General features: G+C 56.9%; 15 protein-coding genes. 6 read left to right on the top strand and 9 right to left on the bottom strand.

Going from position 1 to position 16046, the window contains the following annotated elements; all coding sequences use genetic code 11:
- Nucleotides 1-40 precede the first annotated feature (40 nt).
- Nucleotides 41-1789: a single-stranded-DNA-specific exonuclease RecJ gene (gene recJ, locus J8C06_RS02125; RefSeq protein WP_211429149.1), complete on the bottom strand. Its 1749-nt coding sequence runs from the start codon at nucleotides 1787-1789 to the stop codon at nucleotides 41-43.
- Nucleotides 1790-2167: 378 nt separating this feature from the next.
- Here recJ and metK point away from each other — a divergent pair, with 378 nt between their 5' ends.
- Nucleotides 2168-3316, top strand: coding sequence for a methionine adenosyltransferase (metK, locus tag J8C06_RS02120; protein WP_211429148.1), 1149 nt, complete (start codon nucleotides 2168-2170; stop codon nucleotides 3314-3316).
- 60 nt (nucleotides 3317-3376) lie between these two features.
- Complete coding sequence (gene ahcY, locus J8C06_RS02115) at nucleotides 3377-4660, top strand: adenosylhomocysteinase (RefSeq protein ID WP_211429147.1); 1284 nt, start codon at nucleotides 3377-3379, stop codon at nucleotides 4658-4660.
- Nucleotides 4661-4707: 47 nt separating this feature from the next.
- Here the strand turns inward: ahcY and J8C06_RS02110 are convergent, their stop codons facing one another.
- Complete coding sequence (locus J8C06_RS02110; RefSeq protein WP_211429146.1) at nucleotides 4708-5799, bottom strand: hypothetical protein; 1092 nt, start codon at nucleotides 5797-5799, stop codon at nucleotides 4708-4710.
- Nucleotides 5796-6242, bottom strand: coding sequence for an ATP-binding protein (locus J8C06_RS02105; RefSeq protein WP_211429145.1), 447 nt, complete (start codon nucleotides 6240-6242; stop codon nucleotides 5796-5798). The genes J8C06_RS02110 and J8C06_RS02105 overlap by 4 nt, the downstream gene beginning before the upstream one ends.
- 240 nt (nucleotides 6243-6482) lie before the next feature.
- Here J8C06_RS02105 and J8C06_RS02100 point away from each other — a divergent pair, with 240 nt between their 5' ends.
- Nucleotides 6483-7463 carry an acetyl-CoA carboxylase carboxyltransferase subunit alpha gene (locus J8C06_RS02100; RefSeq protein WP_211429144.1) on the top strand — a complete coding sequence of 327 codons (981 nt, stop codon included), beginning with the start codon at nucleotides 6483-6485 and terminating at the stop codon, nucleotides 7461-7463.
- 7 nt (nucleotides 7464-7470) lie between these two features.
- On the opposite strand, the gene aroC is transcribed toward J8C06_RS02100, so the two are convergent.
- Together aroC and J8C06_RS02090 are read right to left on the bottom strand one after the other, a co-directional pair.
- A complete protein-coding gene (aroC, locus tag J8C06_RS02095) occupies nucleotides 7471-8658 on the bottom strand; it encodes a chorismate synthase (RefSeq protein ID WP_211429143.1) in 1188 nt (395 codons plus the stop codon).
- Between the two features lie 25 nt (nucleotides 8659-8683).
- Nucleotides 8684-9595, bottom strand: a complete 912-nt coding sequence (locus tag J8C06_RS02090) for a YihY/virulence factor BrkB family protein (protein ID WP_211429142.1) — start codon at nucleotides 9593-9595, stop codon at nucleotides 8684-8686.
- A 221-nt stretch (nucleotides 9596-9816) separates the two neighbouring features.
- On the opposite strand from J8C06_RS02090, the gene J8C06_RS02085 reads away from it, so the two are divergent.
- The 3 genes from J8C06_RS02085 (at nucleotide 9817) to J8C06_RS02075 (ending at nucleotide 12154) form a co-directional block, all read left to right on the top strand.
- Entirely contained in the window at nucleotides 9817-10446 is a 630-nt protein-coding gene (locus tag J8C06_RS02085; RefSeq protein ID WP_211429141.1) for a thioredoxin family protein, read from the top strand.
- Nucleotides 10447-10615: 169 nt separating this feature from the next.
- Nucleotides 10616-11071 carry a DUF1844 domain-containing protein gene (locus tag J8C06_RS02080; protein WP_211429140.1) on the top strand — a complete coding sequence of 152 codons (456 nt, stop codon included), beginning with the start codon at nucleotides 10616-10618 and terminating at the stop codon, nucleotides 11069-11071.
- Nucleotides 11072-11128: 57 nt separating this feature from the next.
- The gene (locus tag J8C06_RS02075) at nucleotides 11129-12154 is read left to right on the top strand and encodes a class I SAM-dependent methyltransferase (RefSeq protein ID WP_211429139.1); all 1026 of its coding nucleotides are present in this window, start codon (nucleotides 11129-11131) and stop codon (nucleotides 12152-12154) included.
- A 386-nt stretch (nucleotides 12155-12540) separates the two neighbouring features.
- Here J8C06_RS02075 and rplT read toward each other — a convergent pair whose 3' ends face one another.
- From rplT to thrS, 4 genes are all read right to left on the bottom strand, one after another.
- On the bottom strand, nucleotides 12541-12897 hold the full coding sequence (rplT, locus tag J8C06_RS02070; protein ID WP_211429138.1) for a 50S ribosomal protein L20: 357 nt from the start codon (nucleotides 12895-12897) through the stop codon (nucleotides 12541-12543).
- Between the two features lie 163 nt (nucleotides 12898-13060).
- Nucleotides 13061-13261 carry a 50S ribosomal protein L35 gene (rpmI, locus tag J8C06_RS02065; protein ID WP_211429137.1) on the bottom strand — a complete coding sequence of 67 codons (201 nt, stop codon included), beginning with the start codon at nucleotides 13259-13261 and terminating at the stop codon, nucleotides 13061-13063.
- 125 nt (nucleotides 13262-13386) lie between these two features.
- On the bottom strand, nucleotides 13387-13971 hold the full coding sequence (gene infC, locus J8C06_RS02060) for a translation initiation factor IF-3 (RefSeq protein WP_455423707.1): 585 nt from the start codon (nucleotides 13969-13971) through the stop codon (nucleotides 13387-13389).
- Nucleotides 13972-14010: 39 nt separating this feature from the next.
- Nucleotides 14011-15942, bottom strand: coding sequence for a threonine--tRNA ligase (thrS, locus tag J8C06_RS02055; protein ID WP_211429136.1), 1932 nt, complete (start codon nucleotides 15940-15942; stop codon nucleotides 14011-14013).
- Between the last annotated feature and the right edge of the window lie 104 nt (nucleotides 15943-16046).

Below are 16046 nucleotides of genomic sequence, written 5' to 3'. Positions count from 1 at the left end.
CAGCGGCCGGTCAGCGCCATCGCGGGCCGGCGCGGACCGTTCACGCCAGTCGGATATCCGTGGCGATAAACTGGGTTGTCCGATTCCCATTCCACACATTGATGTCAGGGCGTCCCAGCACCTCAACCAAGGTGTGCTTTGGCAACTGCCCGGCGTATCCGTGCTGGTTCCACCAGAGAACTTCGATGCGGGCTTGGTCATCCGCCAGAATGAGCTTGAGGTGCAGGTCTTTCAGAACGCGCTGTTCAAGAATCCGTCCGCGCACAACAAACCGCGGGGCCGGATTGCCGATGCCATGTGGCTCAAGGCGTGCCAGGCTTTCCACGAAGGCAACCGTCAGGTCAGCCAGCGGCAAGTTGCCATCGTAGGTATAGGCGCGTATGAGATCATCCGGGGTGAGTGTCTGCCGCGCGTACTCATTCAGCCGACGGTGGAGTTCGGGCAGGCGCTCGACGGGCAGGCAAAAACCGGCCGCGGCCGGATGTCCGCCATAGCGAAGAAATAAGCCGTCGCTACCGACCCACTGGAGCGCCTCGATGAGGTTGAACTGCGGAATGCTCCGCCCAGAGCCATGGGCGATGCCATCCCGCAGGCTGCACACCAGCGCCGGGCGGTGATAGGTTTCCACGACCTTCGAGGCGGCAATGCCGACCACGCCTTGCTTCCAGCCGTCCGCATGGTCGCCGGCCAGAACGTAAACGAAGTCATCCTGGGCCTGATCGGTGATTCGTTTTTCGAGCTGCTCCACGAGACGCCGCTGGACGTCCTGGCGTTCGGTGTTCCACGCATCAATCTGCTGCGCGCGCGGGCGAGCTTCCTCCAGGGTGTGGCTATCAAATAGCTCGATCACGCTCAGGGTCGTCCCTTCGATTCGTCCGGCGGCATTGATGCGCGGGCCAAGCCGAAAGCCCAGATCGCTGGCGCCAATCACCCGTTGGTCGAGCCGCGCAACCTCCATCAAGGCTGCCAGTCCGGGATTTTTCGAGCCTTGGTTGAGGCCGCGGAGACCTTCCGCCACGATTGCCCGATTGGCCAAACTCGAAAGCGGAACGAGGTCGGCATAGGTGCCAATCGCCACCAGCTTGGTGAGCGACCGCAAGATGGCTGCGCCGTTGGGACGTTCGTCGAGCAAGGCGCGTGCCATTTGCCAGGCCAAGCCACAGGCGGCGAGGTCCTTTTCCGGGTAGGGATCACCTGCCTGCTTGGGGCAGACCACAATGGCGCTGGACGGAACGCGACTGCCCAGTGCCGTGTGATGATCGAGGCACACACCGGTTATGCCCCGCTCGCGCGCCATGTCCCATTCCTGATGGGCAGTGATGCCAATATCCACCGACACCAGAACTTGAACCCCGGCGGCGGCGGCCCGTTCAATGATGCCTGGGTTGAGTCCATAGCCTTCGCGCTCACGGTCCGGGACATAGTACGAAACGCAGTCATCCTCCGAACCAAGCAAGCGCAACACATTGCGGAGCGTGATGAGTCCGGTCGTGCCATCGCAGTCGTAGTCCCCAACAATTTGAACCCGTTCACGGCGACTAAGCGCACCCGTCAGGACGCGAATGGCTTCGTCCAGATTCCACATCGGTTGCGGGTCGGGAATATGCGCTAGGTCTGGGGCGAGAAAGGCCGTTGCCCGTTCCGGCGTGGTGATGCCCCGGTTGACCAGGCAGGCCGCGACCAGTGGGGAAATACCCAGCTCTGTTGCCAGTCGGTGAACATCCGTTTCCGATGGCATCGCACGTTTCCAGATCGCCCCGCTCAGGGAACGACGCATATCGTTTGACATAAAGGCGTTTCTCACGTGGTTGAAGCCCAGTGCTTGAAGTGGCTTGGCGGAACTTGCTGGCCAAGACCGACGCGGCGCGTTCACCCCCTTAGCCAATCCCCCATAGGCTGGTAAATCTCCACAAAACCGTGATGATTTCAAATCACTTCGCAGCGTAAGGTGGAAGCATCGGTGGTCGCCGGACGTCAGCTTGGGCGGTCTCTGTCGGATAGGTTGGCTTTTTTTGTTTCACATGTTACGGTTGTCAACTTTGAGTTTTGCTCAGCCCGATTTTAGTCATGGTTTCTGGTTACATGCAGCCGCGCACGGTGTTCACTGGTTCAGGGACGAACCACGCGGCCTGCATCCAAAGCCCGCGCGGTTCGTGGAGGATATGCTTTGAACAGCAGTGATTTTCTGTTTTCTTCTGAGTCAGTTACCGAAGGTCATCCAGACAAGATGGCCGACCAAATCTCCGATGCCATTCTCGATGAAGTTTTGCGGCTCGATCCCAACGGTCGGGTAGCCTGTGAGACGCTCCTGGCAACCGGCCTCGTGGTCATTGCCGGAGAGATTACGACGACGGCCTATGTGGACTTCCCAACGGTGGCGCGGGAGGTGGTCAGGCGGATCGGCTATGACAATGCCGAATATGGCTTTGATGCCAAGACCTGTTCGGTTATCTCGACCATCAATGCCCAGTCACCGGATATTGCCATGGGGGTGGACACCGGCGGGGCCGGTGATCAGGGACTCATGTTTGGCTTCGCCTGCACGGAAACCCCGGAACTCATGCCGTTGCCCATTCAACTGGCGCATCGCCTGACGCAGCGCCTGGCCGAAGTCCGCCGGGATGGCACGCTGGATTACCTGCGCCCGGATGGCAAAGCCCAAGTGTCGGTCGAGTATCGGGATGGCAAGCCCCATCGCGTGGCAGCCGTCGTGGTTTCAACCCAGCATGCGGAGTCAGTCAAAACGGATGATTTACGGCGTGACATCGAGCGGCATGTCATCCGCCACGTCATGACCAATGGGCTCCTCGACGCCGATACCAAGTTCCATATCAATCCAACCGGGCGCTTCGTGGTGGGCGGCCCCATGGGCGATACGGGTTTGACCGGCCGCAAGATTATCGTGGATACCTACGGCGGCTATGCGCCACATGGTGGCGGGGCTTTTTCGGGCAAAGACCCAACGAAAGTCGATCGGTCAGCAGCCTACTTGGCCCGCTATGTGGCGAAAAACGTCGTGGCGGCAGGGCTGGCTGAGCGATGCCAGGTGCAACTGGCCTACGCCATCGGCGTGGCAGAGCCAGTTTCTGTCTATGTTGAAACCTTTGGAACAGGCCGGGTTCCGTCCAGCACAATCGTCGAACTCATCCGGTCTCACTTCAAGATGACACCACGCGGTATCATCGAATCGCTTGATCTCCAGCGCCCGATTTACTCGCCGACCGCCGCCTATGGACACTTTGGGCGCAACGAAGAAGGCTTTACCTGGGAACGCACTGACAAGGCCGACATCTTGCGGAAAGAGGCTGGGCTGTGAAGACATCCCTGAAACCTAAACCTTGCTCTGACAACCTCAATCTTCCAAGGACATCATCGAATGAGTACTAGTGTCGCACAAGTGAAGCACTACGACGTGGCTGATTTGGCGCTGGCGCCCCTGGGGCGCAAGCGGATTGAATGGGCCGACCGTGAAATGCCCGTACTACGACTAATTCGGGAGCGTTTCGCCAAAGAACGCCCCCTGGAGGGGCTGCGGCTGGTGGCGTGCTGCCATGTAACCACCGAGACGGCCAATCTGGCGCGGACGCTCCAGGCCGGTGGCGCCGAGGCCGTCCTGATTGCCTCCAATCCACTCTCGACGCAGGATGACGTGGCGGCCTCGCTGGTGGCCGATTTTGGCATTCCTGTTTTTGCCCGCAAGGGTGAGTCAACCGATGACTACCGCAAGCACGTACTGCTGGCGCTCGACACCAATCCGCACCTCATCATTGATGACGGCGGGGATGTGATTTCTACCCTTGTCAAGGAACGAAGCGAGCTTGTTCCGAATGTCCTGGGCAGCACCGAGGAAACAACCACCGGGATTCAGCGGCTCAAAGCCATGCAGGTCAGTGGCGTGCTACCATTTCCGGTCATCGCGGTCAACGATGCCCAAACCAAGCACATGTTTGACAACCGGTACGGAACCGGCCAATCCACCCTGGATGGCGTCATTCGGGCGACCAACCTGCTGCTGGCCGGACGCGCCCTCGTGGTGATCGGCTATGGCTGGTGCGGCAAGGGTGTCGCCATGCGCGGTCGTGGGCTGGGCGCCAACGTCATTGTCTGCGAAGTGAACCCAATTCGAGCGATTGAGGCGGTCATGGATGGCTTCCGGGTCATGCCGATCGCCGAAGCCGCGGCTCAAGGTGATGTGTTCATCACCGTCACCGGCAATCGCCATGTCATTGACCGCGAACACTTCGCGCTGATGAAAGATGGGGCCGTTGTTTGCAACTCCGGTCACTTTGATCTGGAACTCAACCTGGTTGCGCTCAAGGAGCTGTCACGGGATGTGCGCGAGGTGCGTCCATTCGTTCAGGAATATGAACTGGCTGAAACCGGCCGCCGCGTGATCGTGCTCGGTGAAGGACGGCTCATCAACCTGGCGGCCGCCGAAGGCCACCCGGCCAGTGTGATGGACATGAGCTTTGCCAATCAGGCGCTCTCTGCCGAGTACCTCAAAAAGCATGCGGAACAACTTGAAAAGACGATTCACCGCCTGCCAGAAGAAGTTGACATCGAGATTGCCTCGCTAAAGCTTGAAGCGATGGGCGTCAAGATTGATGTGTTGACGGCCGAGATGGTCGAATACATCAATAGCTGGGAGCACGGCACCTAACTTTTTCTGGATACAGACCCGACGACCGAGGGTTGCAGCCGCCGTCCCTATGGGGAGAAGGTGGCTGCTTCTGTTTTGGGTGGCCCAACCACCGGCGGACTGGGACGTGGGGTCATGGGTGGTTGGGTCGTAGCGGACCCGCGCGCCGAAGCGTTTTCAAGGCGCGCTCCAAGTAGCTCGACGTCATAGCCCTCGCGCCGCACTCGCATGTCGAAGTACAGCAGGCAGTAGGCAATCGTGGACATAGGCAGCGTCACGAGCTTGCCGAGTTGGTCAGCCAGGTTGGCCGCTAGAATAAACCAGGTTGGTGTGCGCGTGAGGTCATCGAAATCGCCGTTGAGAATGACATATATCACAATCGGAATCCCGATAGCCGAGATGACCGATGAAGCAATGGCCATGTCGAAGAGGGTAATCTGGGTGATTCGCCAGATGGTGCCGCGCGCAAGCTGAAGGGAGCGGACGATACTCTCCCAGCCACGGCGTCCCTCGATCATGACCACACTTGGAATGAGCGCAACCTGGGCGACCACCGCGCAATAGCTGACAAAACCGAGCGCGACAATCACCATTATCAGCAAGACTAACAGTGGGCTGGCTACCATTGGAGGAAGGTACCCAAATAGCAGGAGGGCAACGAGGATCATCACCCAGAGCAAGAAAAATTCAACCAGGACCAGCCCTGCCAGCGCCATCCAAAACAGCACAGACCCCAAAATTTGCGCCCAAATCAGCGCCCAGAGCCGGCTCCGTATCAGTCGCCAAGTGCGGCGAAAGCTAATGGGCGTATCGAGCATGACGAAGTCCGCAACTGTCCGGGTCAGTCCACCGGTGATGAGCATGAGTAAAAGCGGACTGATGATGTACGTCAAGAAGTACCCTAGCGACAGTCCGGCAATGATTACCGGGAGCGTGGCGACGGATTCCCGTAATCCGGTGCTCGTGTAGGCTATCAGAAGTGTCCCAACGCAGCTCGCCAGAACTGGCAGAATCGCCAAGTACAGTAGCGGCGCGAAGTTGCGCCGATAAACCTGAACGGCGCGATCAATCAGGTCTCCGGTTGAAAGCGGTTCGAGGTCGGCCAGTTGGCGCAGACTCGGCAGCTCTTCCGCGCGGCCAGGAAGTGGCGATTCCGTCATTGTTCCGCCTTTTTCTTCATGCGAACCTGGTTGCCGCGCGCGTTGTATTCGACTTCATCCATCAGGTGGTAAATGAGCATCACCCCACGCCCGCAGGTACGCATCAAGCAACTCGGATCGGTGGGATCGGGTAGCGACTTGAGGTCAAAGCCGTCTCCTTCGTCGGTGATGGTGAAAACAACCTCGTCGGCCGCAAACTCAACGACCACGTGAACGTTTTTTGTCGGATCCTCGTGATTGCCATGTTTGATGGCGTTGGCAATGGCCTCGTCAAGCGCCACCATGATATTCGAGTTTGGCTCGGCGATGCCGCGGGCTTCGAGCAAATCCATGAGGTCTTTCAGCAGGTCATGCATGCGCGCAATGACGCTGGGAATGACAAACTCCAGACGGTCGAGCTGGACGTGAGAGGTCGTCGTCCGGTCGGGGGAGTGACCTACCATGTGGCTGCGTAAGTCCTTTGTGTACGTCTCAGGATTGGCCGCCACCGCAGGCTAACATAGCTCAAGCCGTACGGCTATATCCGCCGGTTGCGTCAGATGGCAAGCGCGCAGCACACGATGTCGTTGGCGTGCGGCGGCGCAGATCGTGCGTCACTTGTCGCCGCGCTCAAGGCCAGCTACATTCAACCGCCACTGAGACACGTTCGCCCATCCCACTCTTGCGTTTCAATCGCCGAAAGCATGTCGTCAACGGAAAAAACCGCGCAGATTCAGGCTCTCGAAACTCAGCTCACACAACTTTCTTCTGCGCCGCACACGCCAGAACAAGACGCCGAGATTCGCAAGCTACAGGTTCGTGTGCGTGAGTTGCAGCAAGAAATCCTTGGCGCAACGAACGGCGGCGGCGAGATGACGCCCATGGACCGAGTCAGACTCGCCCGCCATCCAGAGCGCCCGTATGCGCTGGATTTCATCCACTTGCTGTTCACGGATTTCCACGAACTCCATGGCGACCGACGCTTTGCCGATGATCCGGCCATTGTTTGTGGCTTTGCCCGCTTTGAGGGGGAGCCGATCTTCATCGTCGGGCAGCAAAAAGCGAACTACAAGCAGCGCAAGATGGAAGACCGCAAGTACCGCAACTTTGGCATGCCCAAGCCAGAAGGCTATCGCAAGGCCATCCGCCTGATGCAGATGGCGGCCAAGTTTCGGCGACCGATCGTCTCGTTCATTGACACGCCGGGCGCGTACCCTGGCATCGAGGCCGAGGAGCGTGGGCAAGGCGAAGCCATCGCCCGCAACATCATCGAAATGATGCGGTTGGCGTCCCCGACCATTGGCATTATCATCGGCGAGGGAGGGTCAGGTGGCGCACTGGCCGTTGGCGCCTGTGACCGCATCCTTATGCTGGAAAACACAATCTATTCCGTTATTTCCCCGGAAGGCTGCGCTTCGATCCTGTGGCGCGATGCCAGTCAGGCCGACAAGGCGGCAGCCGCGATGAAAATCACACCAGAGCCGCTCAAGGAAGCTGGTATCGTGGACGAAATCGTTCCCGAACCGGGCGAAGGCGCGCACACCGACCATGCGGCGGCGGCGGAACTCCTAAAACCGTACTTGGCCAAGCAACTCGAAGCGTTGCGTGGTTTGCCGCCAGAAAAACTCATGGAGCAACGCTACGCCCGCTATTGCCGACTTGGGGCCTTTGTCGTCGAAGATTGAAGGCGACTCAGTAAGCGGCCGTCTGCGCCCGATAGCCTTCAACATTGCGCTGCATTTCAACCAACGAGTCGCCGCCAAACTTTTCACACCACGCTTGGGCCAAAACCAGGGCCGTCATGGCTTCGGCAATGACGCCGGCGGCCGGGACGGCGGTAGTATCAGAACGCTCAAAAGCAGCGGCCTGGGCTTCCTTCGTGACGACATCCACGCTTTGCAGTGCGCGCCGCAGGGTCGAAATCGGTTTGAGGTGTCCGCGTAGGCGGAGCAACTGGCCGTTCGTTATTCCGCCTTCGAGGCCTCCGGCATGGTTGGTTGGGCGAGTGAATCCACGGCCGTCATAGGCAATCTCATCGTGAAGTTGCGCCCCGGAACGATGCGCGACGGCTACGCCAGCCCCAATCTCAACGGCCTTGACGGCCTGGATGGACATCATCGCCTGTGCCAGCCGCCCATCCAGCCGTAAATCCCACTGGGTATGGGTGCCAAGGCCGACTGGCAGCCCGCGCACAACGACCTCAAACGTGCCGCCCAGGGTATCGCCCCGCTCACGGGCCGCATCCACGGCGGCGACCATCTCAGCCTCGATGACCGGGTCTATGCAACGGAGCACGGTGCTCTCCTGGACGGCTACAATCTGTTCCCACGTCGCTTCCGCCAAGGAGTCATCTGCCGGAATGCCGCCCAGGCGAATGACGTGACTGACCACTTCAACGCCGAACACCGCGAGCATCTGGCGGGCCAACGCCCCGGCGGCGACGCGCGCGGCCGTTTCGCGTGCGCTGGCGCGCTCCAGAATGTCGCGCAGGTCGTGGGTGGCGAACTTCAGCCCGCCGGCCAGGTCGGCATGGCCGGGCCGTGGGCGCGTCAGGCGGCGCGATTTCTTGGGATCATCGGCAATTGCCTCCCAGTCTGGTGTTGGCTGGCTCGCCATGACGGTCTGCCAGTTTTCAAAGTCCGCATTCCGAATGAGCAAGGCAACGGGTGAGCCAAGGGTACGCCCGTGACGCAGACCCGAAAGCACCTCCGCCCGGTCTTGTTCGATCTTCATGCGGCCGCCACGCCCATAGCCGAGTTGGCGGCGCCGAAGTTGAGCATTGACGGCTGCGATATCAATCGGCAATCCGGCCGGTAGTCCTTCAACAATCGTGACCAGCGCCGGACCATGCGACTCCCCAGCGGTGATGAAGCGTAGCATGACGCTCTTCCTTTCAGATTTGGTGTTACTTCTGGCGTGTCGTTGAGGACGCCGCATCGAGCGCCGCGAGATTCGCGCCAAGCAAAAGCAAAAGCGCAGACACAAAAGCCCACATCACAAGCGATACCGTGACGTAAAACGGGCCGTAGGTCTTGCGAAAGTCAATCAGCGGGAGGCAGGCCACGAACACGTAGTGAGCGGCTTCCCAAAGCAACCCAACCCAGACTGCCATCGGCAACACGCGCCGAGCGGCTGGGCGCTCGCTGGGCAACACCATGTAAAGCCCAAAAAGCATGCCGATGGTAATCGGGAGCGAAAGCACTTTGGCGGCTATCAGTGTGATAATCGAGGCAAAGCGTGGACCGGCAACGCCCCCAATCGTCTGCGCCGCGAGCCATTGCATCCCGGCCGTCAGCGCGACAATCATCAGAAAGCACACCCCACAAACCGGCACAAGCCCCATGGCCAACACCTGGCTTTTCCAACCGGTTCGTGGCTGCTTGACCCGCCAGGCACGGTTGAGTGCCAACTCCAGTGGGGTAAAAATACCCGCGCTAGTAAAAATCAGCGCTCCGACCGAAACCAGTGCCACCCCGCGATTTGTGTGTTCTTCAAGGACGGCGCGCAGGTTGCGGACAATGAAATCTTCGGCAACCGGCAAGTAGGTCGTCTTGAGCAAAAACAGCGTCGTTTCAACCCCGGCGTTCCAGTGCAGTACCTCCCGACAGGTCAACAGGACCAGCAGCAGAAAGGGATAGAGTGCGAGTAAGGCATTGAAGGCTATGGCCGAAGCCAGGACATAAACTTCATTGCTGGCCAAGTCGGCAATGGCTGGAAAAATGCGGCGAGCCGTCAGCCCAATGCGGTAAAAAAAACCAAAGGAGGCTGGCGACGCAGGTGTGGCGGGTGCAGGGCTGGACGATAAAGCGGCGTTCATGACTCACTTGGAACAAGGCCGGCATAGGTTGCCGAAGATTTGGCCGACATTCAAGGCGTACGGTCGAGTGACCTGCTAAAAAGCATCGTCAGCTCAGCGGAGCCAAACTACAATGCGCCCGTGTTGTTTTTCGGAACACCCCGACCGAGCATTCGTTTACTCAGCGATGTGATTGGTTTAACCTGCTGCTCAATGCGGCATACATTCCTCGAGGTACAGCGATGAAAAGTACATTCAAACGTGCATCTGTCTTCTGCGCTTTGGCAGCGGCCCTATTTGTTGCGGCCTGCACCGCCGTCAACACCGCTACGGCGGCCCCCCCGGCTGGCGCTCCGGCGCCGGCGTTTACGGCCGTGGATAGCAACGGCAAAAAGCATTCCCTCAGCGACTTCAAGGGCAAGATCGTCGTCCTTGAGTGGGTCAACTTTGATTGTCCCTTTGTCGTGCGGCACTACAAGAGCGGCAACATGCAAGCGCTTCAGCGGAAGTACACAGCCAAAGGCGTTGTTTGGCTTTCCATTAACTCATCTGCGGCTGGCAAGCAGGGACACTTTGCCCCGGCTGAAATCAACGCCAAGATCAAGGAGCGCAATGCCGCGCCAACGGCGTATTTGATTGATACGGAAGGCACCATTGGCAAGGCCTATGGCGCGAAGACCACCCCGCACATGTACGTGATTGACCAAGCCGGAAACTTGGTTTACCAGGGCGCGATTGACGACTCAGTGTCAACCGATGCCAATGAAAAGGCGAAGGTCAACTACGTCGAGGCGGCGCTGGAGGCGGTCATGGCCGGGAAGCCAGTCGCAACACCGACCACGAAGCCCTACGGTTGTAGCGTCAAGTACTGACAAAAGCGCGAACCAATAAGAAAAGCAATAACCAACAACGCGCTCACGGTAGTCCTCACCGTGTGCTAGCGTGAGCGCGGCTCTCCCGATTTCACACTAAAGAAACACCTATCACCAACCATGGCGCAGCAAATTCAAAAAACCAGCTCGCGCCAGAGAGAAATCCCTCATGAGTGAAGAAGCGCCTTCGTCATTCAAAGTTAGCGACCGTCGGCTGTTCAACCCCGATGGGACGGTCCGTGCTGATACGGAACGGGATGAGTCTGAAGCAACGATTCCTCCGCCCACAAGCGACCGGACTCCGGCCGTGTCGCTCGATCACCCGGCAGACACCCACCAAACGCCGCCGAAGGCAGACCCGCTGTTTAGTGAGTTCGTGCTTGAGCTGGCAACGAATGCGATGATGATGCTTGGCTTGATCGAGCATCCACAGTATGGACGACTCCCCCCGGATATCGAAGGCGGACGCCATTACATTGACGTACTGGCGATGCTGACGGAGAAAACGAAGGGGAACCTTGCCCCTGCGGAAGAGCGCCAACTGCAAGAGACAGTTGCATCATTGCGGATGCAGTTTGTGGCAATAACTAAGCGCCTGGCTGCCAACGCACGCCAAGACAACTAACAATCCAGCAATTCCAGACAAGCAGCGGGAAAGCCTGTTTCCAACTCCGGTTGGGGGATGACCCTTGCTTTATTAATCCCGATCATTTTTATGCCTAAGAAGCTATTAAGTATTTGGAAAAAAAACATCGTTGATGAAGATGAACTCAACGCTGCTGTTACATGGGCATACAGGCTTTTTTTGGATAGAGAACCAGAGAACAACTATGTAGTTGAAGAAAAAAGAAAAAAGCTACTGACGACTCGCGAGATTAGGACGGAGTTTCTAAGTTCTGAAGAATATAAATCCAAAAATCAGCCTTTATGCCATTTGCCGATGTCAGGAAATGAACCCCCACTAAGTATTGAGTTTACGAGTGACTTACGGGAGATTTTCGCCCACATTAAGACTGTATGGGAAAAACTTGGCAAAACTGAGCCATATTGGTCAGTACTAACCTGTGAGAGATTTAAGTCTGAAGACATCACCTCGAATCAAGATGATTTTTACTCATCTGGTAAAGAAAACGTCGAAACTTTTTTTGCTACACTTCTCAGGAATGGTATAAAGCCGGCAGACTATGAAACCTGCATTGAGTATGGCTGCGGCGTCGGCCGCATTACGGCTGCATTAGCCAATAAATTTTCCAAAGTAACAGCCTATGACATATCAAGCTCCCATCTGAGGATAGCGAGAGAATACATAAGCCAAAGCAATCTAAAAAATGTAGAATTCGTTTTGCTGAGTTCTCCCGAAGACATACGGCTTCCAAAAACAGATGTTGTCTACTCAGTCATTGTACTTCAGCACAATCCACCACCGATCATTCAATTCATAATACGGGCAATGCTTAGGGCACTGAATTCGGGAGGTGTAGCTTTTTTTCAAGTTCCTACATATCGCCTCGGCTATCGTTTTTCTCTGCGTGAATATCTGTCATCCGACATAAAAAGAGAGGACATGGAAATGCATGTCCTTCCTCAGAAGGAAATCTTCCGTATCGCAGACGAAGAAGACTGTAGAATAATAGAGGTTTTAGAAGACGGCTGGGCAGGAATAGCGCATGGAGAAAGATCAAACACGTTTCTGATACAGAAACGTTGATGAAGCCATCTGCTCAGACCACACCCAGGCGCCCCTACGGATTGAACATGGCCATTTATGCTCGGTTTAGCACCTTGTACAGGTTGAAATCAGGACTGCCCACGCTACTTTCCGGAGCGCGGCGCACGGGCGCGCAGCAAACACGGCGGTCGGAACTGCGTAACGGGCAGACCGTCCGCGCGGCGCACGGGCGCGCAGCAAACACACCGCTTGCAGTAAAAGGCAATTCGGTTCTCTCTAGTAGACACTCGTCTTGATCAAAAGCCTGGAGAAACCGCTTCCGTGGAGACAGCTTGTGGTTGAAGTAGGCGCTGCCTCCTGGCAGCGCCAAGTTTAGGACACCGGAAAGACCGGAAATCATCCGGCGCGATATTCAGTCGTCCACGTTAGGCAAGGACTTGCTTGACCTGGATCGCTAAGCTGGCAAAACTGGACTCATCGGTTGCGGCCAAGTTTGCCAATACCTTGCGGTCAAGCAGGATACCGGCTTTCTTGAGTCCGTGCATGAATTGGCTATAACTCAACCCACTCCGTCGCGCCGCGGCATTAATCCGTACAATCCACAAGGATCGGTAGTCACGTTTCTTGATCCGACGGCCAATGTAGGCAAACTTCAACGCTCGCTCAACTGACTCCTTCGCTGAACGATAGAGCTTGCTCTTGGTCATTTTGTAGCCCTTGGCAAGCTTCAAAATCTTCTTACGGCGCTGTAGGCGTTTATTTCCTCGTTTTGCGCGGGGCATGACGTTCTCAACTCCTCGAAAAGCAACAAAAAACAGTTATAAGTATCAACTTGTTTACGACAACGACTCAGTTTGCGGCTGGCCTGAGACCCTTGTCTGACAGGTGGGACTGGCCGCAGGACTGGTGAACCCAACCGCTAGCCAAAAGCGGCTGGCGTAGGGGTTAGCTCCCATAAGGTAACATCTGCCGAATGGCCCCCTCATCCGCCGGTGAGACATAGGTATCAATATCCAGATGGCGGCGGCGTTTCGACGACTTCTTCGTTAGAATGTGGCGACAGTGCGAGTGCCCACGTTTGAACCGTCCGCTGGCCGTTGAGCGAAATCGCTTGGCAGCTCCTTTATGTGTCTTCAGCTTAGGCATTGTTTCGTCTCCTTCTACCGAATGCTTCTTTCTGCAAGTGCGCTTCCCTACAAAAAATCTCTGGCTATCTCAACTTGGGCTTTTGTGAGACCACACTATTCACGCCTAGCGGCTTGGTTGCCAGGTCATTTCTTGGGCGTAAAAATAACAAACATCGTCATGCCCTCCATCTTTGGACGGACTTCAACCGTCGCCACATGGGCAAGGTCTTTCTCCAAACGGGATAACACGCGCTCTCCAAGCTCCCGGTGGGTAATCTCACGCCCAATGAATCGCACCGAGGCTTTCACCTTGTCGCCTTCCTCCAGCGCCCGAAGCGCATTGTTTTTCTTGAACTCATAATCGTGATCACCAATAGCAGGGCGCAGCTTGATCTCCTTGACTGAAATCACCGTCTGCTTCTTCTTGGCTTCGTGCTGCTTCTTCTTCTGCTCGTACTGCCACTTGCCATAGTCAATGATGCGACAGACTGGCGGGCTGGCCTGGGAAGCGACCTCGACGAGATCAAGTCCACGTTCTTGGGCAATAGCCAGGGCCTGCTGAGGCGACATGATGCCAAGCTGGTTTCCCTCTTCATCAATGACGCGCACTTCACGATGACGAATCCGCTCATTCGTCGGCACTTGTGGGCCACGGTCACGGACGCTCCGATTGGGTGGGATGGCGATACGACAACTCCTTTGTTGGGGCAACGTCCACAAGCGGACCATGCCGAGTCTAACTTAGCCGCGCCCAGTGCGCGACCGCTTCTATGGGGTTATGGCGCGCTGCCGCACTTCTTCCGTCACGCGCTCAATAAACGCCTCAATTGAAAGGGTTCCAATGTCACCGTCACTTCGCGTCCGCACCGCCACGTCCCCAGTTTCGGCTTCGCGGTCGCCTAAGACAAGCATGTATGGGACTTTGCGCAGTTGTGCCTGACGAATTTTCGCGCCAATCTTTTCACTTCGCGCATCCACTTCAACGCGCAAGCCAGCCATTCGCAACCGCCGCGCAACATTTGCCGCATGATCATTCAGGCGGTCGGCAATTGGCAGGATAGCCGCCTGAACAGGCGCAATCCATACCGGAAACTTGCCGCCAAAATGCTCAATCAGCAAGCCAAAAAAGCGTTCGAGAGAACCCAAAATCGCCCGGTGAACCATAATCGGCGGATGTGGACGATTATCTGCACCAATATACTCTAGCCCAAATCGCTGCGGCAGGTTGAAGTCCACTTGAATCGTGGCCAGTTGCCAGGTGCGCCGAATGGCATCAATCACCTTGATGTCAATTTTTGGCCCATAGAAGGCGGCCTCCCCTTCCACGCGCACGTAAGGCAGGGCTAGCTTGTCAAGTGCCTTGGTTAGCGCGGCTTCCGCCAGCGTCCAAACTTCATCGTCACCAAGGTACTTCGCATGATCCTGGGCATCGCGCACCGAGAGTTCAATCTTATAGTCAAAGCCAAACGTGGCATAGACTTTCTGAGCAAATGCCAGGCAGCCCAAGATTTCGGCTTCAAGGGTTTCCGGTGTGCAGAACAGGTGCGCGTCATCCTGCGTGAAACCGCGAACCCGCAGCAGTCCATGCTGAACGCCAGACCGCTCGTAGCGGTACACCGTTCCCATTTCGGCATAGCGGATCGGCAAGTCTCGATAGCTGCGCGGCTGCGACTTGTAAATCTGGATGTGAAACGGACAGTTCATCGGTTTGAGCTGGTATTCGACCGGCTCATCCTCGAACTGCATCGCTGGGTACATGTCGCCACGGTACTTGGCGGTATGCCCTGACGTTTCCCACAGCCGACTTGACGCCACATGCGGCGTCCGAACGAGGTTGTAGTCGTTGGCCAACAACGCTTCGTACAGAAACTCTTGTAGTAGGTGCAAAATCAGCGCGCCCTTGGGGTGAAACAGGGCCAAGCCACTCCCAACCTCGTCGGTGAAGCTAAACAGATCGAGTTCTTTGCCCAACCGACGGTGGTCTCGCTTGGCAGCCTCTTCTCGCTGCTGAAGCCACTCGTCAAGCGCCTCCTGGGTAAAGAACGATGTTCCGTAAATGCGCTGCATCTGTGGATTGTTTTCATTACCGAGCCAGTAGGCCCCGGCGACGGAGAGCAACTTGAAAGCTTTTATCCGTCCAGCACTCGGAACGTGCGGCCCCCGGCAAAAGTCAATGAACTGGTCGCCAAGGGTGTAAAAACTTGGGTTCTCACCGCCCTTTTCGCCAATGAAGTAGCATTTGAGTTCATCGGCGCTAAACTTTTGTAGAGCCTCTTCCCGCGGCATTTCAACCCGGCGAAATGGCGTATTGCGCTTGGCGATTTCGCGCATTCGCTTTTCGATGCGAACCAAATCGTCCGGCGTGAAGGGCTTTTCCTGCAAAAAGTCGTAATAAAACCCGCCTTTGGGATCGTCTTTGAGCGCCGGCCCGGCCCCTAGCTTGGTATCGGGAAACAGGTCTAGAACAGCGGCAGCCAGCAAGTGCGCAGTTGAATGACGGTAAATTTCGAGCGCCTCGGGGTCTTCGGGAAGCACGGGCTCAACTGTATCAGACTCGGAGACTTCGCAGGTGGTATCCCGCAGCTCGCCATTCACGCGCACAGCAATCGCCCGCTTGGCCGTTTCGGGATCACGGGACTGGAGAATCCGAAACGCCGTCAGGGGCGAAGCAGAAACAGGTTGCGCAGACGACATCTCCATGGCCAGACAACAATGAAGCGGGCGGCTGACTTCACTGAAGTCTTCGCCCGCAAAACCACCTCTTACCCTATCAGTCCGCTCGGGTGGGGACGGACTAAACAAAT

Origin of the sequence: Chloracidobacterium validum, from assembly GCF_018304825.1 — a bacterium.
Taxonomy (GTDB): domain Bacteria; phylum Acidobacteriota; class Blastocatellia; order Chloracidobacteriales; family Chloracidobacteriaceae; genus Chloracidobacterium; species Chloracidobacterium validum.
Note: the sequence above shows the minus strand (reverse complement) of the source record. Positions and strands in the feature narration are given on the sequence as shown.

Bases quoted from the DNA above. Each gene is read 5' to 3' on its own strand.
- recJ (WP_211429149.1), bottom strand. From the start codon at position 1,789: ATGTCAAACGATATGCGTCGTTCCCTGAGCGGGGCGATCTGGAAACGT.
- J8C06_RS02075 (WP_211429139.1), top strand. From the start codon at position 11,129: ATGACCCTTGCTTTATTAATCCCGATCATTTTTATGCCTAAGAAGCTA.
- J8C06_RS02110 (WP_211429146.1), bottom strand. From the start codon at position 5,799: ATGACGGAATCGCCACTTCCTGGCCGCGCGGAAGAGCTGCCGAGTCTG.
- J8C06_RS02090 (WP_211429142.1), bottom strand. From the start codon at position 9,595: ATGAACGCCGCTTTATCGTCCAGCCCTGCACCCGCCACACCTGCGTCG.
- infC (WP_455423707.1), bottom strand. From the start codon at position 13,971: ATGGTCCGCTTGTGGACGTTGCCCCAACAAAGGAGTTGTCGTATCGCC.
- thrS (WP_211429136.1), bottom strand. From the start codon at position 15,942: ATGGAGATGTCGTCTGCGCAACCTGTTTCTGCTTCGCCCCTGACGGCG.
- rplT (WP_211429138.1), bottom strand. From the start codon at position 12,897: ATGCCCCGCGCAAAACGAGGAAATAAACGCCTACAGCGCCGTAAGAAG.
- aroC (WP_211429143.1), bottom strand. From the start codon at position 8,658: ATGCTACGCTTCATCACCGCTGGGGAGTCGCATGGTCCGGCGCTGGTC.
- J8C06_RS02100 (WP_211429144.1), top strand. From the start codon at position 6,483: ATGTCGTCAACGGAAAAAACCGCGCAGATTCAGGCTCTCGAAACTCAG.
- J8C06_RS02105 (WP_211429145.1), bottom strand. From the start codon at position 6,242: ATGGTAGGTCACTCCCCCGACCGGACGACGACCTCTCACGTCCAGCTC.
- ahcY (WP_211429147.1), top strand. From the start codon at position 3,377: ATGAGTACTAGTGTCGCACAAGTGAAGCACTACGACGTGGCTGATTTG.
- J8C06_RS02080 (WP_211429140.1), top strand. From the start codon at position 10,616: ATGAGTGAAGAAGCGCCTTCGTCATTCAAAGTTAGCGACCGTCGGCTG.
- rpmI (WP_211429137.1), bottom strand. From the start codon at position 13,261: ATGCCTAAGCTGAAGACACATAAAGGAGCTGCCAAGCGATTTCGCTCA.
- J8C06_RS02085 (WP_211429141.1), top strand. From the start codon at position 9,817: ATGAAAAGTACATTCAAACGTGCATCTGTCTTCTGCGCTTTGGCAGCG.